Source organism: Modicisalibacter xianhensis (assembly GCF_900113605.1).
GTDB classification, from domain to species: Bacteria; Pseudomonadota; Gammaproteobacteria; order Pseudomonadales; family Halomonadaceae; genus Modicisalibacter; species Modicisalibacter xianhensis.
The window spans coordinates 26,043-45,500 of sequence record NZ_FOPY01000001.1; the positions used below are offsets into that span (position 1 = coordinate 26,043).

Below are 19,458 nucleotides of genomic sequence, written 5' to 3' on the forward strand. Positions count from 1 at the left end.
CCGTGCGCCGGAAGGCCCTGAGTTACGCTGTGCCTGAAATCGCTTAGCTCAGCGCAAATGCGCCCCCAATGGCAGCGATGGTCGCCCCCAGGGCACGCACCCAACGCGTTTCGCAACGTTGCAGCAAGGTACCGAGCCCTTTGCCGACGACAGCGATTGCCACTGTCGCCAGCGAGAAGCCGATCAGGTAGGTCAGTAGCGATGCACCCGCTGGCAGCTCGCTACCGTGGGCATGTCCATGGAACAGCATGAATGCCGCTACCAGGCTTCCCCCAAGCATGCCGGGCAGGCGTGTCAACGTGGCCACCAGCACGCCAGCCAGCAGCACCGAGAGCGCAATACCGGTTTCCACACCGGGCAGGGGCAGGCCGTTCCAGGCCAGTGCCGCGCCGCCCCACATGCCTGCTAGCATCAGCCCTGGCACGAAACGGCGCAGCCTGCCCTGTTGGCGCACGCTCCACAGGCCGATGGCCAACATGGCCAGCAGGTGATCGACTCCCAGCATGGGGTGCAACAGCCCGGCCAGGAAACCGCCGTGCCCGGCGCCGTCGTGACCTGGGTGAGCGGCGGCACTCATGGCGGCCAGCATGACGACCGGCGCGACAACCAGCGCACAGACGCGCGAGTTGAGGTACGAGAAGAAACGTGAAGGTGAAGAATGAATCATGGCGCTTTTCCTGGATAACGGTATAAAAACGATCAACTGGTGGCAAGAGCGTCGGGACGGCGCTCCGGCAACATGCCGCGATCGAGGATGAATTGAATGATGGTCTCGAGCCCCACCCCATCATGCAGGTTGGTGAACACAAATGGCCTGTCGCCACGCATCTTGCGTGCGTCACGATCCATGACGTCCAGGGAGGCATGAACGTACTCGGCGATATCGATCTTGTTGATGATCAGCAGATCGGACTTGGTGATACCCGGCCCGCCCTTGCGCGGGATCTTGTCACCGGCAGAAACGTCGATGACATACAGGGTCAGGTCGGAGAGTTCGGGACTGAAGGTCGCCGACAGGTTGTCGCCACCGGATTCCACCAGCACCAATTCCAGGTTGGGGTGACGGCTGTGCAGGTCGTCGATGGCGGCGAGGTTCATCGAGGCGTCCTCGCGAATTGCGGTATGCGGACAGCCGCCTGTCTCGACGCCAAGGATGCGGTCCGCCGGCAGTGCATCTTGCTTGAGCAGGAAGTCGGCATCCTCGCGGGTATAGATGTCATTGGTGACCACGGCGATATCGTAATGGTCACGCAGGGCCAGGCAGAGCTGCCGGAGCAGTGCCGTCTTGCCGGAGCCCACCGGGCCACCGACACCGACACGTAAGCAATGATTCATGGCGTTACTCCTTCTTGATACCGTTCAACTACGAAACAGGCGGGAATACTGGGTTTCATGGTGCGCACTGGCCAAGGCCAGCCCCGGCAATGCCGGGCCGAGGTCGTCGTCGCCCAGTGCCAGGGCTGTGTCGACTGCCGCCACCAGCTGCGGGCGCAAGCGCTCGATCAAGCGCTGGGCCGCCGTCTGCCCCAGTGGCAACGCCTTGCAGGCTACCGCCAACTGGTTTTCCAACCAGGCCCAGACAAAGCCGAGCAGGCAGTCGCGCCTTTGGATACCGCGGCGCTGACTGGCCAGGGCAAAGGTTACGGCGTAGGTAGGCGGTGACGGCAGCACAGGCGTGACCGGCAACAGGTCCAGCGAGCGCAGCAGGCGCACCATGGCCTCGCCGAGCCGGAAGTCCTCGGCAGCCAGCTCGGCGGTTTCTCGATTAGCCTGCAGCCAATCGTTCCACGCGGCGAGGGAGTCTGTGTCGGCGGCCTGCCAGGCGTCGTACATGCGCGCCAGCACCGGCAGATCGCAGCGCGTCTGGCCATCCTCGAGCACGCCTTCCAGCCATTCACCCAGGGTGGCCTCGTCGCCTACCCAGCCCAGCTCGAAAGCGCTTTCCAGGCCTTGGGACCAGGCGAACGCCCCGATCGGCAGCGCCGGACTGACCAGTTGCAGCAGCCCCAGCAGGGCCAGGTCGTCACTACCAGCCTGGCTGGACTCAGTGGGCATGGCTGTGCTCGTGATCGTGTCCGTGTGAATGGCTATGGCCATGTGCATGCCCATGCTCATGCGCATGACCGTGGCTGTGGCTATGACCTTCACCCTGCGAGTAGGCACCCGGCTCGGGATCGAATGGCGCCTGGTGATGTTCGAGCGTCGCCCCCAGGCGTTCGGCCAATTCCTCGAGGACATGGTCCGGCGGAAAGCGCACCCAACCCTGGCTTGTTGAAGGATCTTCATTGCCACCGATGGCCAGCGAGACATGCCGGTTGCCGAGGTGGTAGCACAGCTGTGCCAGGGCCAATGCCCCGTCGATGCGCGCGGTCACGACCGGTTCGTCGGCCGCCCTCACGCAAACTACATCGCCGCTTTCGGCGCGCAGTCCCTCGCCATCGCGCAGCACCGGGCCTCGGTCGAGAAACAGCCCCAACTCACGTCCAGAGTCACTCGTCGCCTTGAGGCGGCCTCGGCAACGCTGCTCGAACGGCAACGTTACGCTATCGCTGGCCTGTTCCGATGCGATCGGCCCCAGACGTTCAATCAGTTTCAACATGGTTCACCTCAAAAAAGATGATAGCGCTGCGCGAGTGGCAGCTCCGTCGCCGGCTCGCAGGTCAGCAGTTCGCCGTCGCAGCGCACTTCATAGGTCTGCGGATCGACCTCGAGTTGCGGACAGACATCGTTGAGCTTCATGTCGCGCTTGCGCACACCACGCACGTTCTTGCATGCAGCTAATGGACTGGCCAGCCCCAGCCGTTCACCAAGACCAGCATTGATGGCTGCCTGGCTGACAAAGCTCAGCCGGGTGGCACTGGCCGCCTTGCCGAAGGCGCCGAACATCGGCCGGTAATGCACCGGCTGTGGCGTGGGAATCGAGGCGTTGGGATCGCCCATGGGCGCGGCGGCAATCATGCCGCCCTTGAGAATCAGTGCCGGCTTGACGCCGAAGAAGGCCGGGCTCCACAGCGTCAGATCGGCCAGCTTTCCGACCTCCACCGAGCCAACCTCGTGAGCGATGCCGTGGGTGATCGCCGGGTTGATGGTGTACTTGGCGATGTAGCGTCGGGCGCGGAAATTGTCGGCGCCGCGCTCGGCGTCTTCCGGCAACAGGCCACGCTGCACCTTCATCTTGTGAGCGGTCTGCCAGGTCCGGCAGATCACCTCGCCGACGCGCCCCATGGCCTGGGAGTCGGAGGCAATCATCGAGATCACGCCCAGGTCGTGGAGGATATCCTCGGCAGCGATAGTCTCGCGGCGGATGCGCGAGTCAGCGAAGGCCACGTCCTCGGGAATGTTGGGGTCGAGGTGGTGGCAGACCATCAGCATATCGAGATGCTCATCGATGGTGTTGATCGTGTAGGGCCGCGTGGGATTGGTCGACGACGGCAGTACGTAGTCCTTGGAACAGGCGGTAATGATATCCGGCGCATGGCCGCCGCCAGCCCCTTCGGTGTGGTAAGTATGGATGCCACGTTCCTTGAACGCCGCCAGGGTATCCTCGACGAAACCCGACTCGTTCAGCGTGTCGGTATGGATGGCAATCTGCACATCGTACCTCTCGGCCACGCTCAGGCAGTTGTCGATGGACGCCGGCGTGGTCCCCCAGTCCTCGTGCAGCTTGAGCCCCATGGCGCCGGCCTCGATCTGGGCGGCCAGCGCCTCGGGCAGGCTGGCGTTACCCTTGCCGAGCAGGCCGATGTTCATCGGCAACTCGTCGACCGCCTGAAGCATCTTGCCGATATGCCACGCGCCCGGCGTGCAGGTGGTGGCATTGGAACCGGTAGCCGGGCCGGTGCCGCCACCGAGCATGGTGGTCACCCCGCTCATCAGCGCCTCTTCCACCTGCTGGGGGCAGATGAAATGAATGTGGGCGTCGATGCCGCCGGCGGTGAGGATCTTGCCTTCACCGGCGATGATCTCGGTGCCCGGTCCGATGACGATATCGACGTCCGGCTGGGTGTCGGGATTGCCGGCCTTGCCGATGGCTTTGATGCGCCCGCCCTGGATGCCCACATCGGCCTTGACGATGCCCCACCAGTCGAGGATCAGCGCATTGGTGATCACGGTGTCCATCACCGCATCGTCATGGCGCTGGCTCTGGCCCATGCCGTCACGGATGACCTTGCCGCCGCCGAACTTCACCTCGTCGCCGTAATGGGTGTGATCCTGCTCGACCTCGATCCACAGCTCGGTATCGCCAAGACGCACCCTGTCGCCCACGGTCGGCCCGTACATGTCGGCATAGGCCTGGCGAGTGATCTTCATGACTGTTCTCCCTTGCCATCAGGACCGGAAGTCGATGGGGTTCGCGCGGCAGCGGACGCTTTAGAGAGCGGGCCCATGACTTCGCCGCGGAATCCATAGATATGCCGCTTGCCGACGAAAGGTATCAGGGTTGCCTCTCGGCTCTGGCCAGGCTCGAAGCGAATCGCCGTGCCCGCCGCCACGTCGAGACGGTAGCCGCGCGCCTTGTCGCGATCGAAGATCAGTGCCGGGTTGGCCTCGGCAAAGTGATAGTGCGAGCCGATCTGGATCGGTCGGTCGCCGGTATTGGCGACCTCGACGGTGATCCGCTCGCGCCCCGCGCAGAGCTCGATCTCGCCGTCCTTCAATTGGTATTCACCGGGAATCATGGCGAACTCCTTACACGATTGGGCTATGTACGGTCACGAGCTTCGTGCCGTCAGGGAAGGTGGCCTCGACCTGCACCTCGTCGACCATTTCCGACACGCCTTCCATCACGTCATCACGGGTCAGGATCTCGCGACCGTAGCTCATCAGTTCGGCGACGCTTCTGCCGTCGCGGGCGCCTTCCATGATCTCGGCACTGATTAGCGCGACGGCCTCCGGGTAATTGAGCTTGAGGCCACGGGCCTTGCGGCGCTCGGCAAGCAGGGCGGCGGTGAACAGCAGCAGCTTGTCCTTGTCTCTGGGGGTCAGTTCCATGGCGGTTATCCCTTCTTCTGTGTTCTGTTGGAAACTGGCGTCTCGTGTTCTTAAGCAGGCGTCGATCAGGTGAGCCAGATGCGCGGCACGCATGCCTTGCGAGCGCACAGCGAGGGGCGCAGCACGTCCCAGGCGCGCTGACAAAGATCCCAGGCCTCGTTGCGGGAGTCACCGAGATAGCGCAGCAGCAGCACGTCATGGCGCAGCGTCACTGCCCAGCGTGGCGAGGCCGGTAAAGTCGCTCTCAACGCTTCGACGCACTCGGCAGGTGACGCGAGCCCCACCCCCCACAGCGTGGCCTGCACCGTCGCCCCGCCCTGCCCCCAGCGCCCGCGAAAGCGTGGATGCGTGGGGTCCAACGGCTGACGTTCCAGCCACAGCGGACGGCCCTCACGGGCCAGGCGAAAGCGCTGCTCGATCCGTCCGCTTTCGAACGGCAAGCGGCTGGCAGGGCGCCCCAGAGCCAGGACTTCCCAGCCCAGGCAGCGCGCGTCGCCGTCAAGTGAGATTTCGGTGGTCTGTACCCCACGCGAGCCGTCAAAGCACAGGGTTTCCTGGGGCAGCCACTCAAGACAGCCGCCACTGGCGACGTTGAGACGTACGTGTTGTCCCCAGGCCACGCCCTTGCTGTCAGCCCGGTAGAGCTTGGCCGCTGCCGGGGTGGTGAGTAGCGCATGTGCGCATGCTTCTACCGTGGCATCGATGCGCAGTTCGTCGCCGCTGACCAGTCCGCCGGGCGGATGCAGCAGGTAGACATGACACACATCGCCCTCGGGATAAAACGGGCGCTGCACTCGCAGCGGCCCACGGTGTCGGGCACGCACCAGCCGGGTGCGTTCGCTGTCGCCGCGCGTGTCTTGGGGCGTGTCTTTACGAAAGCCCAGATCGATCGAGGCGGCCCAGCGCCGCCCGGCGTCGAAGCGGTGTCCCGAGTCATTCGGTGCCGTCACGGGCCGTGGCAGTGTTTGCAGTATCGTCATACCGTCAGGTGCTGTTTGATCAGGTCATCGGACAGCTCGTCGACTCCGCCCTTGGCCACGGCGCGCCCGCGGTCGAGAATCACGAAACGGTCGGCGAACTTGCGCACGAAAGGCAGCTTCTGCTCGGCCAGCAGCACCGTCATGCCATCCTCGCGATTGAGCTTGCGAATCACCTCGCCGATCTCGGCGACGATATTGGGCTGGATGCCCTCGCCCGGCTCATCGAGGATCAACAGGCGCGGCTCGAGCACCAGGGCACGGCCGATCGCCAGTTGCTGCTGCTGGCCGCCGGACAGATCGCCACCGCGACGGTGGCGCATTTCCTTGAGCACCGGGAAAAGCTCATAGATGCGCTCGGGAATCTTGCGGCGGCCGTTGCCGCGCTGCTTGTCGCGCCGTGCCGCCAGGCCGGTGCACAGGTTCTCCTCCACCGTCAGCAGCGAGAAAATCTGCCGTCCCTGAGGCACATAGCCGATACCCAGCCGCGAGCGATCCTCGATGCGTTTGCGGGTCAGTTCGGTGTCGCCGTCATAGCGCAGCGACCCGCTCTTGACCGCGACCTCGCCCATCACGCACTTGAGCAGGGTCGTCTTGCCAACGCCGTTGCGCCCCATCACGCAGGTGCATTCGCCCTCGGGCACGTCCAGCGAGAGATCCCACAAGGTGTGGCTTTCCCCGTAGAACTGGTTGAGCTTGTCGACGTTCAGCATCAGGCCTCCTCCCCGAGATAGACTTCGACGACGCGGGGGTCACTGGAGACCTGATCCATGCTGCCCTCGGCGAGCACGCTGCCCTGGTGGAGCACCGTGACCTTGCGCGCGATGGAGCGCACGAACCCCATGTCGTGCTCGACCACCACCACCGACTGCTTGCCGGCCAGGCTGGTCAACAACTCGCCGGTGCGCTCCATTTCCTGTTCGGTCATGCCAGCCACCGGCTCGTCGACCAGCAGCAGGCGCGGACGCTGCATCAGCAGCATGCCGATCTCGAGCCACTGCTTCTGGCCATGGGAAAGAATGCCCGCGGGTCGGTCGCGCGCTGTTTGCAGGCCGATCATCTCGAGCACCTCGTCGATGCGATCACGGGCCTCGCCGGAAAGCCTTGCGACCAGGGTCGGCATGACGCGCTTGTCGGCGCTCATCGCCAGTTCCAGGTTCTCGAACACGCTCAGCGCCTCGAACACCGTGGGCTTCTGGAACTTGCGGCCGATGCCCAGGGTGGCGATCTCCGGCTCATTCATGGTCAGCAGGTTGTGGCGGCTGCCGTACCATACCTGGCCGCGATCGGGACGCGTCTTGCCGGTGATGATGTCCATCATGGTGGTCTTGCCGGCCCCGTTGGGGCCGATGATGCAGCGCAGCTCGCCATCGTCGATGGTCAGGTTGAGATCGTTGATCGCCTTGAAGCCGTCGAAGCTGACGCTGACATCCTCGAGGTAGAGAATCGGTCCGTGGCGCACGTCCACCGGCGAGGGGTCGGGAATCAGGAAATCGAACACCCGGTCCCGGTCCGCCAGCGATTGCAGAATGGTCATGCGGTAGCCTCCTTGACTTCCTTGGCCGATGCGGCGGGTCCTGTACGCTTGAACTTGGCAAGCAGCCCCGCCAGTCCTTGCGGTAACACTACCGTGGCGACCACGAACAGCCCGCCGAGCGCAAACAGCCACGCGTCGGGCATCACCCCGGTGAAGACGGTCTTGGCATAATTGACCAGAATCGCGCCGATCACGGCGCCGTAGAGCGTCGCCCGGCCGCCCAGCGCCACCCACACCACGATCTCGATGGAGAACAGCGGCGAGAATTCGCTGGGGTTGATGATGCCGACCTGGGGGACGTACAGCGCCCCGGCGACCCCGGCGATCATGGCCGAGATTACGAACACGAACAGTTGCACCCGGTCGACCCGATAGCCCAGGAAGCGGGTACGCGCCTCGGCGTCCCGCGAGGCTACGCAGACCCGGCCCAGCTTGCTGGAGACGATGGCCCGGCACAGCCAGTAGCCCAGCCCCAGCGCGACCCCGGAGGCCACGAACAGCCCTAGGCGTGTACTGTCCGCGCTCAATGGAAAGCCCAGCAGTTCCTTGAAATCGGTCAGCCCGTTATTGCCGCCAAAGCCCATCTCGTTGCGGAAGAAGGCCAGCATCAGCGCAAAGGTCAGCGCCTGGGTGATGATCGACAGGTAGACCCCAGTGACCCGCGACCGGAACGCCAGGAAGCCGAACACCAGCGCCAGCAACCCAGGCGCCAGCAGCACCATCAAAAAGGCGAACCACGCCATGTCGAAGCCATGCCAGTACCAAGGCAACGATTCCCAGTTGAGGAACACCATGAAATCCGGCAGTACCGGATGGCCATAAGTGCCGCGGTCGCCGATCTGGCGCATCAGATACATGCCCATGGCGTAGCCGCCGAGGGCGAAGAAGGCGCCATGCCCCAGGCTGAGGATGCCCAGGTAGCCCCACACCAAGTCCACCGCCACGGCAAGCAGTGCATAGCACAGGTACTTGCCGAGCAGGGTCACCATGTAGGTGGACACGTGCAGCGGATGCCCAGCGGGCAGCAGCAGGTTGAGCAGGCAGACGGCGACCAGTGCTGCGGTCAGCACGCCGATGAAGACTTGAGTACTGCGTTCGGTTGCCGGTTTGGCGAGCCAGTGCATGGATCAGCCCTCCGCCGCACGGCCCTTCTGCGGAAAGAGTCCGCGGGGGCGCTTCTGAATGAACAGGATGATGAAGACCAGCACGATGATCTTGGCGAGCACGGCACCCGCCCAAGGCTCGATGACCTGATTGATGACGCCCAGCGACATGCCGGCGACCAGCGTGCCCCACAGGTTGCCGACCCCGCCGAACACCACGACCATGAACGAGTCGATGATGTAGCTCTGGCCGAGGTTGGGGCCTACGTTGGTAAGCTGCGACAGCGCCACGCCGGCCAGGCCGGCGACGCCGGAGCCGAGAGCGAAGGTCATGATGTCGACACGCGTGGCACGGATGCCCATGGAGCGCGCCATGGCCCGGTTCTGGGTCACTGCACGCACTTCCAGGCCCAGGCGGGTCTTGCGCATCACCAGCATGATTCCGGCGAAGACCACCAGCGCGAAGCCCAGCACATACAGGCGGTTGAGGGTCAGCGACAGCGCCTCGTTGATGACCAGAGAGCCACTCATCCACTCCGGAGTGACCACCGTGCGGTTGAGCGGCGAGATCAGCGTGCGTACCAGCTGCTGCAGGATCAGGCTGACGCCGAAGGTGGCCAGCAGGGTCTCCAGCGGACGCCCCTTGAGAAAGCGAATTACGCTGCGCTCGATGATGATGCCGGCGAACACCGCGACCAGAAAGCCGGCGGGAATCGACAGGATCAGCGCCAGCCCGGGCTGGCCCGGCAGCAGTTGCTGCATCATCCAGGTGGTATAGGCGCCGAGCATGATCAGCTCGCCATGCGCCATGTTGATCACGCCCATGACGCCAAAGGTGATGGCCAGGCCGATGGCGGCCAACACCAGCACCGAGCCCAGGCTGAGCCCGAAGTACAGGGTCTCCGCGGCGCGATTGAGCTTGAGCTTCTGCTCGATGCTCGCCAGGGCCTGCTGCGCGGCCTCGGCGGCATCGCCCTCGCCGGCGGCAACGCCATTGAGCGCGGCGCGTACGGCGGGGTTCAGGCTGCCCGACAACGTGTCGATGGCATCACTGATGGCTTCGCTGTCGCCGCTTTGCAGGCGATGGATGGCCAGGGCCTGGGCGAGTTTTTCGCGCACCGCCGGGCTCTCCTCGGCCTCGAGACGCGCGGCCAAGGGTTCGGCCAGGTTGGCGTCGACCTCGCCGAGCAGGCGGTCAGCACTGGCCAGGCGTTCGCGCTCCGAGGGGGCGTCGAGATCCAGAATGGCCATGGCACTGCGCAGTTGGTTGCGCAGTGCATTGTTGATGGTGATGCGGTCGATGTTGCGCCGCGAGACCTCACCCAGAGGGGCATCGTCGACGGCATCGATGACCGTCCAGTCGCGGCCCCGGTTTTCGGTGACGATGACGAAGCGACCGCTGTCTTCCAGGCGCTGAAGCTTGCCATCGAGCAGCGCAGTCAGCCAGGTCCGCGTACGCGGATGCCCGCTGGCGACCAGGGCCTGGATGGCCTCGCCTTTCGCAGCATAGGAATCCGCGCCCAGGGCGGCCAGTTCGGGAGGGACTTCCTGCTCAGCACTGCCGGTCTGCTGCGCGAAGACGGATGGCGCCAACGTGACAAAGCACCAGAACAGGAGTATGAAGTTGATCGTCCGCAGAGGGTTCATGCGGGTGTCCTTTGAGTGGCGTGTAGTTGTGGTTCTCGGAAGCGATCCGGCCGCAAGCGACCGGATCGTGCATGCGTATTACTGGCTGGCCACCTGTGCCTCGCCACCGCCGCAGCTCTTCTCGACCACGTTGTAGTTGCCGCATTCCAGCGGCTTGCGCCAGTCGCTGATCAGATCGCGCGAACCGGGCAGGTAGTCGGACCAGGCATCGCCGGCCACGGTGGACGGTGTCTCCCAGACGACCGAGAACTGGCCGTTGTCCTGGATCTCGCCGATCAGTACCGGCTTGGTGATGTGATGGTTGGGCATCATCGCCGCATAGCCACCGGACAGGTTGGGCACGCTCACGCCGATGATCGCGTCCTTGACCGCATCGACATCGGTAGTCCCGGCTTTTTTGACCGCTTCCTTCCACAGGTTGAAGCCGATGTAGTGGGCTTCCATGGGGTCGTTGGTCACGGCGTTCTCGTCACCGGTGTACTCGATCCAGTTGTCGATGAAGTCGTAGTTGGCATCGGTATCGACGCTCATGAAGTAGTTCCAGGCCGCCAGGTGACCGACCAGCGGTGCAGTGTCGATGCCCGAGAGTTCCTGCTCACCCACCGAGAAGGCGATGACCGGGATGTCGGCGGCGTCGATGCCCTGGTTGCCCAGCTCACGGTAGAACGGCACATTGGCGTCGCCATTGATGGTCGAGACCACGGCGGTCTTCTTGCCGGCGCTGCCGAAACGCTTGATCTCGGAAACGATGTTCTGCCAGTCGGAGTGACCGAACGGGGTGTAGTTGATCATGATGTCTTCCTGCGCCACGCCGTGATCCTTGAGATAGGCTTCGAGGATCTTGTTGGTGGTGCGCGGATAGACGTAGTCGGTGCCGGCCAGAACCCAGCGCTCGACACCGACGTTGTTCATCAAGTAGTCGACGGCGGGAATCGCCTGCTGGTTGGGTGCGGCACCGGTATAGAAGACGTTTTCGGAAGACTCCTCGCCTTCATACTGCACCGGATAGAACAACAGGCCGTTGAGTTCCTCGACGACCGGCAATACCGACTTGCGCGACACGGAGGTCCAGTTGCCGAAGATCACGTCGACCTTGTCCTGCTCCAGCAGTTGACGCGCCTTCTCGGCGAACAGCGGCCAATCGGACGCCGGATCGACGACCACCGGCTCGAGTTGGCGGCCCAGCAGGCCACCCTGCGCGTTCTGCTGCTCGATCAGCATCAGCATGGTGTCTTTCAGCGTCGATTCACTGATCGCCATGGTGCCGGACAGCGAATGCAGGATACCCACCTTGATGGGATCGTCTTCCTGAGCCAATGCGGGAAAGGACATGCCCATGGCCACCAGAGAGGTCGCCAGCCAGCGAGAGGAAACTTGCCACTTCTTCACGATGGAACTCCTTGCGCTTGTGTTGTTATCGCTGCATGAGCGGCGTTTGCCGCGCCATTACCGATCTCTGTCGCAAGGGATGTGCCAATAACCTAAAACACCCTAAAAGTAGTTTTATATCAAAAAGTTATTCATAACCCACAGCAGTCGGCGCAAGGCGGCATGCACTTGAGCGGTGCGCCATTTGCACCATCGCAGGACTGATAAACCGCCACGAAAAAACACGTGCACTTAAACGGTGCACATGTATACGAAAAGTGGGAAGGAGAGAAACAGACTGCTCAGTACGCTGTAGAGTGGGGACGAAAATCGTCTGGTGCAGGCGCCACGAACCGGCTCGACATGGGTTGCCGAGCCGGAAACGCAGCTATTTCTACCTAGCCCTGGGTCAGGAAATCGTCTTCGCTCAGTGCCATCAACGGCTCGGCACCGGCTCGTAGCTGGCGCTCCAAGGCTTCCGTGCGTGGCAGCATGCGGCTGATGAAGTGTCGCCCGACCGCCAGCTTGCTGTGATAGAACGCCTCGCCGGCGGTGCCCTGCCCCTCGAGACCCGCCTGGGCGGCAGCCGCCATCTTCCACCACAGCCAGGCATACACGACATGGCCCGTCAGGTTGAGATAATCCGCCGCGGCAGCGCCCAGTTCCTCGGGATGGCCATCGGCGCGTGCAAGCAGCTCGGCGGTCACGCGTTCCAGTCGCTCGGCCTCAGCGAGAGCGGCCTGTGTGAAGTCGTCTATGGCCGCACTGCTTCCCGACGCCTCGATCTCATCGCGCAGGCGCGCCAGGAAGCGCGTCATATAGGCACCGCCGTTGCGGAACAGCTTGCGCCCCACCAGATCCATGGCCTGGATACCGTTGGTGCCTTCATAGATCATGGCAATCCGTGCATCGCGCACGTACTGCTCCGCACCCCATTCCACGCAATAGCCGTTGCCCCCGTAGATCTGCTGGGCCTCGACCGTGGCTTCGAAGCCGCGATCGGTCAGAAACGCCTTGGCGACGGGCGTCAGCAGCGCCACCAGATCCTGGGCTTCGGCACGAACAGTGTCGTCGGGATGGAACCTGACGCGGTCGAGCTGCTGCGCCACACAGGCCGCGAATGCGCGCCCACCTTCGTTCCAGGCACGCACGTTCAATGCCATGCGCCGCACATCGGGATGCACCAGAATGGGGTCGGCCGGTTTGCCGGGGGCCACCGGCCCGTTCGGCGCCCGGCTCTGCAGGCGTTCGCGGGCGAAGTCCATGGCGCTCTGGTAGGCCACTTCACCGAGCCCCAACCCCTGGATGCCGATCGACAGACGCTCGTAGTTCATCATCGTGAACATGGCGGCAAGCCCCTGGTGGGGTTCGCCGATCAGCACGCCCTCGGCCGCCTCGAAGTGCATGACACAGGTGGCGCTGCCCTTGATGCCCATCTTGTGTTCCAGACCACCGCAGACCACCCCGTTGGCTTCGCCCGCCTCACCGTCGGCGCCGACCTTGCGCTTGGGCACCAGGAACAGCGAGATGCCCCGCGTCCCCTCGGGTGCGTCGGGCAGCTTGGCGAGCACCAGGTGAACGATATTGTCGACCATGTCGTGCTCGCCACCGGTGATCCATATCTTGCTGCCGGTGATGGCGTAAGTCGCGGGGATACCGCTCTCGCCATCCGGGTTGGGCACGGCGCGCGTCTTGATCAGCCCCAGGTCGGTACCGCAGTGCGGCTCGGTCAGGCACATGCTGCCCAGCCATTCGCCGGCGTACATACGCGGCAGAAAGGTGCGCTTGACTGCCTCCGGCGCGTGATGGTCGAGCAGCAGCGCCGCGCCGGTATTGAGCGCCGGATAGAGCGCAAAGCTGGTGTTGGTGGCGTAGAGCATTTCCTCGAACGCCACGGTCAGCAGCTTGGGCATGCCCTGCCCGCCATGCTCGGGGTTACCGCCCAGACCGAACCAGCCACCTTCCGCCAGGGTGCGCTGTGCCGCCTTGAAACCCTTGGGCGTGGAGACCTGGCCAGCATCGAAGCGGCAGCCTTCGGCATCCCCGCTCTGGTTGAGGGGAAACAGCTCCGCCTGGGTGACGCGCGCGCCCTCCTCAAGGATGGCATCAGCCAGATCGGGCGTGACTTCCGCGGTGTCGGGCATGGCAGCCCACTCCTCGCCGGCACGGAAAACGTCGTTGAGGACGAAACGCATGTCGCGTAGCGGTGCCTGATAGCTGGCCATGGAGTTCTCCTGAAAAAAATTCAAACGATCGCTTGAAATACTAGACCAGCGCGGGTGTGGCCGTCACCTCGCCATTAGACCAACACCTGCTCGCGACAACGAAAAACGCCTCCCGGAGGAGGCGCAGCCAAGAGAAGCATCTGCCGAGGTCAATCCTGGCCAGCGCTTCGTGAGGGCCCAGGATACTTTCCCGTATCCCAGCCCTGACTGTGGGCTATCCCGGGTTCGAACCATGCCAGCCTTTCGTGCAGCGACACCACGCTACCGATGATGATCAGCGTAGGTGGCTGGATCAGCCCATGCGTCAGGCTGGCTGGCAATTCGGCCAGGGTGCCGATGTGAACGCGCTGCCGGGCGGTCGTGCCCTGCTCGATCAGGGCCAGCGGTGTGTCGCCCGGCAGCCCGTGGTTCTGCAGCTCCCGGCGGATCACCTCGAGGCTGCTCAGGCCCATGTAGAACACCAGCGTCTGTTGGCTGCGCGCCAGCGTCGGCCAATCCAGGTCGCTGCTGCCATTCTTGAGATGGCCGGTCACGAAGCGTACCGACTGGGCATGCTCGCGATGCGTCAACGGAATGCCTGCATAGGCCCCGCATCCTGCCGCTGCGGTAACGCCCGGGATCACTTCGAATGACACGCCGGCCTGCGCCAATGTCTCGAGTTCCTCCCCGCCTCGCCCAAAAATGAAGGGATCACCACCCTTGAGCCTGACAACACGCTTGCCCTGTCGGGCCCAGTCGACCAGGGCCTGGTTGATGTCTTCCTGCGGTAGGCTGTGCTGCGAGCGTGCCTTGCCAACATAGAAGGTCTGCGCCTCTGGGTTGGCCAATGCCAGGATTTCGCCACTCACCAGGCGGTCGTGAAGGATCACCTCGGCGACCTGAAGGCGCCTGAGTGCCTTGAGCGTCACGAGTTCAGGGTCGCCCGGGCCGGCACCCACAAGACACACATGCCCTTGCGGAAAGTCGCGAATGGCACTCGCGTCGGCCTGTTCCGGCAGTACGCCACGAGGGAACGTGTCGAGGGGCATTGCAGGGCCTATATAGCTAAAAGAATTAAGAAACCAAATTTTATGCAGAACATAAAGATATCCCAGACGAAATGCCAGTAACGTCTGGTTGGCTGCTTATAACGCTTTGACCATAAACGAGAACGCCCCCGGCAGGCGGGGGCGATACGTCGGGACCATCCTGGCCGATCAACCGGCAAGCTGGCGTCCCAGACGCGGACTGAGCAATTCACCGAGGATGACAAAGATGGCCAACGCCCCCAGCAACCAGGGCCACTGCGTGCCCATGTCGAGCGCCATGATGCCCAGCGCATCGATGAAGATCACCACGATGCCCAACGGGCTGACATAGCGGATCATGAACAGCCACAGGGCATGCTGGGCCTTGCTCAGGCCAAGCTCGGCCTTGAAGATCTCGTTACGCAGCACGAAACCGGCCAGCAGTGCCATGCCCAGGCCACCCAGCGGCATCATCCAGCGCGACGTCAGGTAGTCGAGCCAGTCGAAGAACGTCTTGCCAGCCAGGGTCCAGTCAGCACCGACATTAAACGACAGCATGGCCAACGTGCTGACAATCCACAACACGATACCGGTGCCCCAGGAGGCCTTGACCCGGGAGATGCCCTTGCTTTCGTTGAGCCAGGCCACGGTAGCCTCGATCATCGAGATCGCCGAGGTCAGCGCCGCCATGGTCAGCATCACGAAGAAGATGATTTCAAGCAATGTACCGAAGGGCATCTGCTGGAAGGCCAGCGGCAGGCTCATGAAGATCAGCCCCGGGCCGCTGGCCGGGTCCATGCCATTGGCGAAGATCACCGGGAAGATGGCGAGCCCGGCCATCAACGCGACCAGCGTGTCACAGACGGCCACGGTAAAGGTGGTACGCGCGATCGAACTGCCATCGGGCAGGTAGGAGCCATAGGTCAGGATGGCACCGGAAGCCAGAGACAGGGTGAAGAAGGCATGTCCCATCGCCGCCAGCAGCCCCTCGCCGGAGAGTTTGCCAAGCTCGAAACCGAACAGGAAATCCAGCGCCTGCCCGAAACCACCGGAGAACATGGCGTAGACGATCATGATCGCCAGCATGATCACCATGCCCGGCATCATCCAGCGCACGTTGCGCTCGATACCGTCCTGAACGCCCTTGCCGACGATCAGCATGGTGGTCACGGTGACCAACGTGCTCCAGAAGCCGAGATTGAGCGGGTTGGCATTATTGGCGCCGAAGATCGCTGCCATGCCGTCGACACTATCGGCATTCAGCCCACCGCTGATGGCTTTCCACAGGTAAGAGACCGACCAGCCGGCCACGACCACATAGAACGAGAGGATCATGAAGCCGCATAGCATGGCCATCCAGCCGAGCAGCGACCACCCCGAACTGCGGCCCGACTCCCTGGCAACCCGCCGAATTGCATCGATCGGGCTGCCTCGCCCACGGCGGCCATAGCCAATCTCTACCATCATTATCGGGATGCCGATGGCCAGGATGCAGGCCAGGTAGACCAGCACGAAAGCCCCACCGCCGAATTCACCGGTCATGTAGGGGAATTTCCAGATATTGCCCAACCCCACCGCGGAACCGGTGGCTGCCAGAATGAAACCCCAGCGGCTCACCCACAGATTGTTGGGTTTCTCTCTTGTCGTCATGAAGAACACCTTGGTTTTGTTGTTGGCCGAAGAGCTACCAGCCATCGCAACGCGCAGCGCCGTCATTGTAGCGATTTCCTGAGGCGTTTCATCGCTGAACGTTGACGTTTCGCCACGACGTGAACAGTCTGCAGCGAAAATTGCTGTATCGTTATTCTTATTCATGCAGCGACAGGCATGGCACTCCACCTTAGTTTCAAATGAAACGATAGGCCGGCGCACTTCACCGGTACAATAGGCAGGCAGCCTTTGTAAGCACTGGAATGCCGCAAATCCGTAACATCTTTCTTACACCCGATGCTTTCGTATGAAACGACCTTCCTCTCGACGTTATACTTTGTCCATCATGATGAGCACGAAGGAGGAAGGCGCTTGAACTTCGCCACGGATTCCAACGATGTCGGCGAACTTCGCCTGGAAGGGTTCCTGCCCTATCGCCTGGCAAACATTGCCGAGCGCATCAGCCAGGCCTTGTCGCTGATCTATGCCGAGCAGTTCGACCTGACCATCGCACAATGGCGAATCCTTGCCTGGCTGCAGCAGGAGCGGACGCTCAGCGCCAAGCGTATTTGCGAACTCACCGCCATGGACAAGGCCCGCGTGTCGCGCGCCGTCAACCAGTTGATTGAACGCGAACTGATCCAACGTCAACGTGACCACGAAGATCAGCGCACCCAATGGTTGTCCCTGGCCCCCGCCGGACTCACCCTGCTCAAGGACGTGATCCCACGCGCACTGGACTGGGAAGCCGAGATCGTCGCCACCCTGTCCGCCACGGAGTACCGGGACCTGCTACGCTTGCTTTCCAAGGTGGAAAAGGGCCTGGCGCGCCTGGAGTCGCCATCGCACGACACGGCATCGCCTTCCGAGCCCAACTAACATAAGGAGTGTTCGATGTCCCGTCAGTTCGCCATTCTGGGGCTTGGCTACTTCGGTATTACCGTCGCGGAAGAACTGCTGCGCAAGCACAACGAGGTTCTGGGCGTCGACCACAACGAAACCCGTGTCAACGAATTCTCCGATCTGTTCAGCCACGCCGTAGTGGCCGATATCACCGATGAGAAGGCATTGGCGGAACTCTCGCTGGGTGACTACGACGCCGTGGTCGTGGATGTCGACGACAACATCGAAGCCAGCATGGTCTGCACGATGCTCGCCAAGGAACAGGGCGCGCGCGAGGTTTGGGCCAAGGCGCATTCGGACACGCACTACCGCCTTCTCAAGCAGCTTGGTGCCGACCATATCGTCTACCCCGAGCGGGATATTGGCATGCGGGTCGCGGAGAGCCTGCATTACCATGCGCTGGTCGACTTCATTCGCCTCGGCGAACGCCAGTTCATCGTCGAATTGCAGACCACCGAGCGCCTGACCGAGCATTGCCGAACCGTCGGCGACCTGGAACTCGACGAGGCCAACCTTTCCCTGATTGCCATCAGGCGTGACGACAGCCTGGAAAAGGCCCCCGATAATGACGCGCCCCTGCAAGCGCACGATCACCTGGTGTTGATGGGCGACCTGGAGGACCTGCGCAATCTCGGCAAGAAGCTCTGGCCATGATGCGATTCCGCCAGCGCCTCGCCAAGCCATTCAAGCGTGTGCCCTACGGCCGCGTCATTCCCCTGTCGCCCCCGCAGGTCATTCTGCTGGGCTTCATCGCCCTGATCATCCTCGGCACCCTGCTGCTCTCGTCGAGTGCCGTCACCGGCATGCCAATGTCCTGGCACGAGGCCCTGTTCACTGCAACCTCAGCCGTCACGGTAACCGGATTGACGGTCGTCGATACCGCACAGATGAGCGCACTGGGTCAGATCGTCGTGCTGGGCCTGATCCAGGTTGGCGGGCTCGGCTTCATGACCTTCGCCGCATTGATGATGGCCCTGCTAGGCATGCGCCTGCCACTTCAGCAGCAGAACATGGTGCGGGAGACCCTGCACAATACCTCGTACAGTGGCGTGATGCGCCTGGTACGCCTGGTTATCCTATTCACGCTCACTGCCGAGCTCGCCGGTGCCCTGCTGCTGGCCCTGACCTGGGTACCTGAATTCGGCTGGGCTCAGGGCCTGTGGGTCAGTGCCTTCCATGCCGTTTCCGCCTTCAACAATGCCGGGTTCTCCATCCTGCCTCAGGGCTTGGTGCCCTGGGTGGCCGATCCTCTGGTCAATGGCGTGATGAGCCTGCTGTTCGTCATCGGTGGTCTCGGCTTCATCGTGATTGCCGAGCTGGTCGAGTGGCGTCGACAGCGCCGCCTGTCGCTACATGCACGCATCGTCCTGCATGCCACGCTGTGGCTGTCGCTGAGCGCCATGCTCCTGCTGCTGCTGCTCGAATGGAATAATCCCTACACCCTGGGCGGCCTGGAAAGCATCTTCGCACGCTTGCAGGCGGCCTGGTTCCAGGCCGTCACGCCGCGCTCGGCAGGCTTCAGCACCGTGAACATGGACCTGCTGACCGCCCCGGCCACCTTGCTGATCATGCTGTTGATGTTCATCGGTGCCGGCTCCGGATCGACGGCCAGCGGCATCAAGGTGAGCACCTTCGTGGTCGTGCTGCTGGTTGCTCGCTCTTTCCTGCGCGGCAGCACCCAGCCTGCCATCTTTCGCCGCGCCATTCCCGAGGAGACCGTGTTCAAGGCCATTGCCGTATCCTTGGCCGGCATGTTGCTGGTGTTCGCATCGCTTTTCATGCTGACGCTCACCGAAACCGGCAAGACCTTCATCGACCTGGCCTTCGAAGCCGTATCCGCTTTCGGGACAGTCGGCCTGTCACGAGGCATTACCGAAGCATTGAGCGTACCGGGCCAACTGACGCTTTGCGTGACGATGCTGCTGGGCCGGGTCGGCCCCATTTCCCTGGGCTATTTCATTACCACCCGCCAAGCCCCGGGCATACGTTACGCCGAGGGACACGTGCATATCGGCTGATGCCCTTCGAGAACGGGAAAGCCCCATGGCA

The 19,458-nt window shown here is 63.0% G+C and carries 19 protein-coding genes; 3 read left to right on the forward strand and 16 right to left on the reverse strand.

The window, feature by feature from the left end; translation table 11 throughout:
- Positions 1-43: 43 nt before the first annotated feature.
- The 16 genes from BM194_RS00125 to BM194_RS00200 all read right to left on the reverse strand — a co-directional run bounded on the left by BM194_RS00125 (position 44) and on the right by BM194_RS00200 (position 16,506).
- Complete coding sequence (locus tag BM194_RS00125) at positions 44-667, reverse strand: HupE/UreJ family protein (protein ID WP_092842620.1); 624 nt, start codon at positions 665-667, stop codon at positions 44-46.
- A 32-nt stretch (positions 668-699) separates the two neighbouring features.
- Entirely contained in the window at positions 700-1,335 is a 636-nt protein-coding gene (gene ureG, locus BM194_RS00130; protein WP_092842621.1) for an urease accessory protein UreG, read from the reverse strand.
- A 24-nt stretch (positions 1,336-1,359) separates the two neighbouring features.
- Complete coding sequence (locus tag BM194_RS00135; protein WP_092842622.1) at positions 1,360-2,055, reverse strand: urease accessory protein UreF; 696 nt, start codon at positions 2,053-2,055, stop codon at positions 1,360-1,362.
- Entirely contained in the window at positions 2,045-2,599 is a 555-nt protein-coding gene (gene ureE / locus BM194_RS00140; protein ID WP_092842623.1) for an urease accessory protein UreE, read from the reverse strand. Before ureE ends, BM194_RS00135 begins: the two co-directional genes overlap by 11 nt.
- Before the next feature lie 8 nt (positions 2,600-2,607).
- Positions 2,608-4,311, reverse strand: coding sequence for an urease subunit alpha (gene ureC / locus BM194_RS00145; protein WP_092842624.1), 1,704 nt, complete (start codon positions 4,309-4,311; stop codon positions 2,608-2,610).
- On the reverse strand, positions 4,308-4,679 hold the full coding sequence (locus BM194_RS00150; protein WP_092842625.1) for an urease subunit beta: 372 nt from the start codon (positions 4,677-4,679) through the stop codon (positions 4,308-4,310). Before BM194_RS00150 ends, ureC begins: the two co-directional genes overlap by 4 nt.
- A 10-nt stretch (positions 4,680-4,689) precedes the next feature.
- Complete coding sequence (ureA, locus tag BM194_RS00155; protein ID WP_092842626.1) at positions 4,690-4,992, reverse strand: urease subunit gamma; 303 nt, start codon at positions 4,990-4,992, stop codon at positions 4,690-4,692.
- 65 nt (positions 4,993-5,057) lie between these two features.
- Positions 5,058-5,972 carry an urease accessory protein UreD gene (locus BM194_RS00160; protein WP_092842627.1) on the reverse strand — a complete coding sequence of 305 codons (915 nt, stop codon included), beginning with the start codon at positions 5,970-5,972 and terminating at the stop codon, positions 5,058-5,060.
- Positions 5,969-6,682 carry an urea ABC transporter ATP-binding subunit UrtE gene (urtE, locus tag BM194_RS00165; protein WP_092842628.1) on the reverse strand — a complete coding sequence of 238 codons (714 nt, stop codon included), beginning with the start codon at positions 6,680-6,682 and terminating at the stop codon, positions 5,969-5,971. The genes BM194_RS00160 and urtE overlap by 4 nt, the downstream gene beginning before the upstream one ends.
- Positions 6,682-7,506, reverse strand: coding sequence for an urea ABC transporter ATP-binding protein UrtD (gene urtD, locus BM194_RS00170; RefSeq protein WP_092842629.1), 825 nt, complete (start codon positions 7,504-7,506; stop codon positions 6,682-6,684). Before urtD ends, urtE begins: the two co-directional genes overlap by 1 nt.
- A complete protein-coding gene (gene urtC, locus BM194_RS00175) occupies positions 7,503-8,630 on the reverse strand; it encodes an urea ABC transporter permease subunit UrtC (protein WP_092842630.1) in 1,128 nt (375 codons plus the stop codon). Before urtC ends, urtD begins: the two co-directional genes overlap by 4 nt.
- Positions 8,631-8,633: 3 nt before the next feature.
- Positions 8,634-10,256 (reverse strand): urea ABC transporter permease subunit UrtB, encoded by a 1,623-nt coding sequence (gene urtB, locus BM194_RS00180; protein WP_092842631.1) that lies wholly within the window; start codon positions 10,254-10,256, stop codon positions 8,634-8,636.
- 78 nt (positions 10,257-10,334) lie between these two features.
- Positions 10,335-11,594 carry an urea ABC transporter substrate-binding protein gene (urtA, locus tag BM194_RS00185; RefSeq protein ID WP_092843001.1) on the reverse strand — a complete coding sequence of 420 codons (1,260 nt, stop codon included), beginning with the start codon at positions 11,592-11,594 and terminating at the stop codon, positions 10,335-10,337.
- Between the two features lie 428 nt (positions 11,595-12,022).
- On the reverse strand, positions 12,023-13,849 hold the full coding sequence (locus BM194_RS00190; RefSeq protein WP_092842632.1) for an acyl-CoA dehydrogenase C-terminal domain-containing protein: 1,827 nt from the start codon (positions 13,847-13,849) through the stop codon (positions 12,023-12,025).
- A 149-nt stretch (positions 13,850-13,998) separates the two neighbouring features.
- Complete coding sequence (gene cobA / locus BM194_RS00195) at positions 13,999-14,877, reverse strand: uroporphyrinogen-III C-methyltransferase (protein ID WP_244890823.1); 879 nt, start codon at positions 14,875-14,877, stop codon at positions 13,999-14,001.
- A 168-nt stretch (positions 14,878-15,045) separates the two neighbouring features.
- On the reverse strand, positions 15,046-16,506 hold the full coding sequence (locus BM194_RS00200) for a sodium-dependent transporter (protein WP_092843004.1): 1,461 nt from the start codon (positions 16,504-16,506) through the stop codon (positions 15,046-15,048).
- 372 nt (positions 16,507-16,878) lie between these two features.
- Between BM194_RS00200 and BM194_RS00205 the strand changes: the two genes are divergently transcribed.
- Genes BM194_RS00205 through BM194_RS00215 form a run of 3 tightly spaced genes read left to right on the forward strand, consistent with a single transcriptional unit; the run spans position 16,879 to position 19,427 of the window.
- Positions 16,879-17,385, forward strand: coding sequence for a MarR family winged helix-turn-helix transcriptional regulator (locus BM194_RS00205; protein WP_244890824.1), 507 nt, complete (start codon positions 16,879-16,881; stop codon positions 17,383-17,385).
- A gap of 15 nt (positions 17,386-17,400) precedes the next feature.
- Positions 17,401-18,063, forward strand: coding sequence for a potassium channel family protein (locus BM194_RS00210; RefSeq protein ID WP_092842634.1), 663 nt, complete (start codon positions 17,401-17,403; stop codon positions 18,061-18,063).
- Positions 18,060-19,427, forward strand: a complete 1,368-nt coding sequence (locus BM194_RS00215; RefSeq protein ID WP_244890825.1) for a TrkH family potassium uptake protein — start codon at positions 18,060-18,062, stop codon at positions 19,425-19,427. The genes BM194_RS00210 and BM194_RS00215 overlap by 4 nt, the downstream gene beginning before the upstream one ends.
- Positions 19,428-19,458: the final 31 nt, after the last annotated feature.

Excerpts from the sequence above, each read along its gene's own strand:
- BM194_RS00190 (WP_092842632.1), bottom strand. The coding sequence starts at position 13,849 with ATGGCCAGCTATCAGGCACCGCTACGCGACATGCGTTTCGTCCTCAAC.
- ureG (WP_092842621.1), bottom strand. The coding sequence starts at position 1,335 with ATGAATCATTGCTTACGTGTCGGTGTCGGTGGCCCGGTGGGCTCCGGC.
- cobA (WP_244890823.1), bottom strand. The coding sequence starts at position 14,877 with ATGCCCCTCGACACGTTCCCTCGTGGCGTACTGCCGGAACAGGCCGAC.
- BM194_RS00215 (WP_244890825.1), top strand. The coding sequence starts at position 18,060 with ATGATGCGATTCCGCCAGCGCCTCGCCAAGCCATTCAAGCGTGTGCCC.
- urtE (WP_092842628.1), bottom strand. The coding sequence starts at position 6,682 with ATGCTGAACGTCGACAAGCTCAACCAGTTCTACGGGGAAAGCCACACC.
- ureA (WP_092842626.1), bottom strand. The coding sequence starts at position 4,992 with ATGGAACTGACCCCCAGAGACAAGGACAAGCTGCTGCTGTTCACCGCC.
- BM194_RS00160 (WP_092842627.1), bottom strand. The coding sequence starts at position 5,972 with ATGACGATACTGCAAACACTGCCACGGCCCGTGACGGCACCGAATGAC.
- ureC (WP_092842624.1), bottom strand. The coding sequence starts at position 4,311 with ATGAAGATCACTCGCCAGGCCTATGCCGACATGTACGGGCCGACCGTG.
- BM194_RS00150 (WP_092842625.1), bottom strand. The coding sequence starts at position 4,679 with ATGATTCCCGGTGAATACCAATTGAAGGACGGCGAGATCGAGCTCTGC.
- BM194_RS00210 (WP_092842634.1), top strand. The coding sequence starts at position 17,401 with ATGTCCCGTCAGTTCGCCATTCTGGGGCTTGGCTACTTCGGTATTACC.
- urtC (WP_092842630.1), bottom strand. The coding sequence starts at position 8,630 with ATGCACTGGCTCGCCAAACCGGCAACCGAACGCAGTACTCAAGTCTTC.
- urtB (WP_092842631.1), bottom strand. The coding sequence starts at position 10,256 with ATGAACCCTCTGCGGACGATCAACTTCATACTCCTGTTCTGGTGCTTT.
- BM194_RS00200 (WP_092843004.1), bottom strand. The coding sequence starts at position 16,506 with ATGACGACAAGAGAGAAACCCAACAATCTGTGGGTGAGCCGCTGGGGT.
- BM194_RS00125 (WP_092842620.1), bottom strand. The coding sequence starts at position 667 with ATGATTCATTCTTCACCTTCACGTTTCTTCTCGTACCTCAACTCGCGC.
- urtD (WP_092842629.1), bottom strand. The coding sequence starts at position 7,506 with ATGACCATTCTGCAATCGCTGGCGGACCGGGACCGGGTGTTCGATTTC.
- BM194_RS00135 (WP_092842622.1), bottom strand. The coding sequence starts at position 2,055 with ATGCCCACTGAGTCCAGCCAGGCTGGTAGTGACGACCTGGCCCTGCTG.
- ureE (WP_092842623.1), bottom strand. The coding sequence starts at position 2,599 with ATGTTGAAACTGATTGAACGTCTGGGGCCGATCGCATCGGAACAGGCC.
- urtA (WP_092843001.1), bottom strand. The coding sequence starts at position 11,594 with ATGGGCATGTCCTTTCCCGCATTGGCTCAGGAAGACGATCCCATCAAG.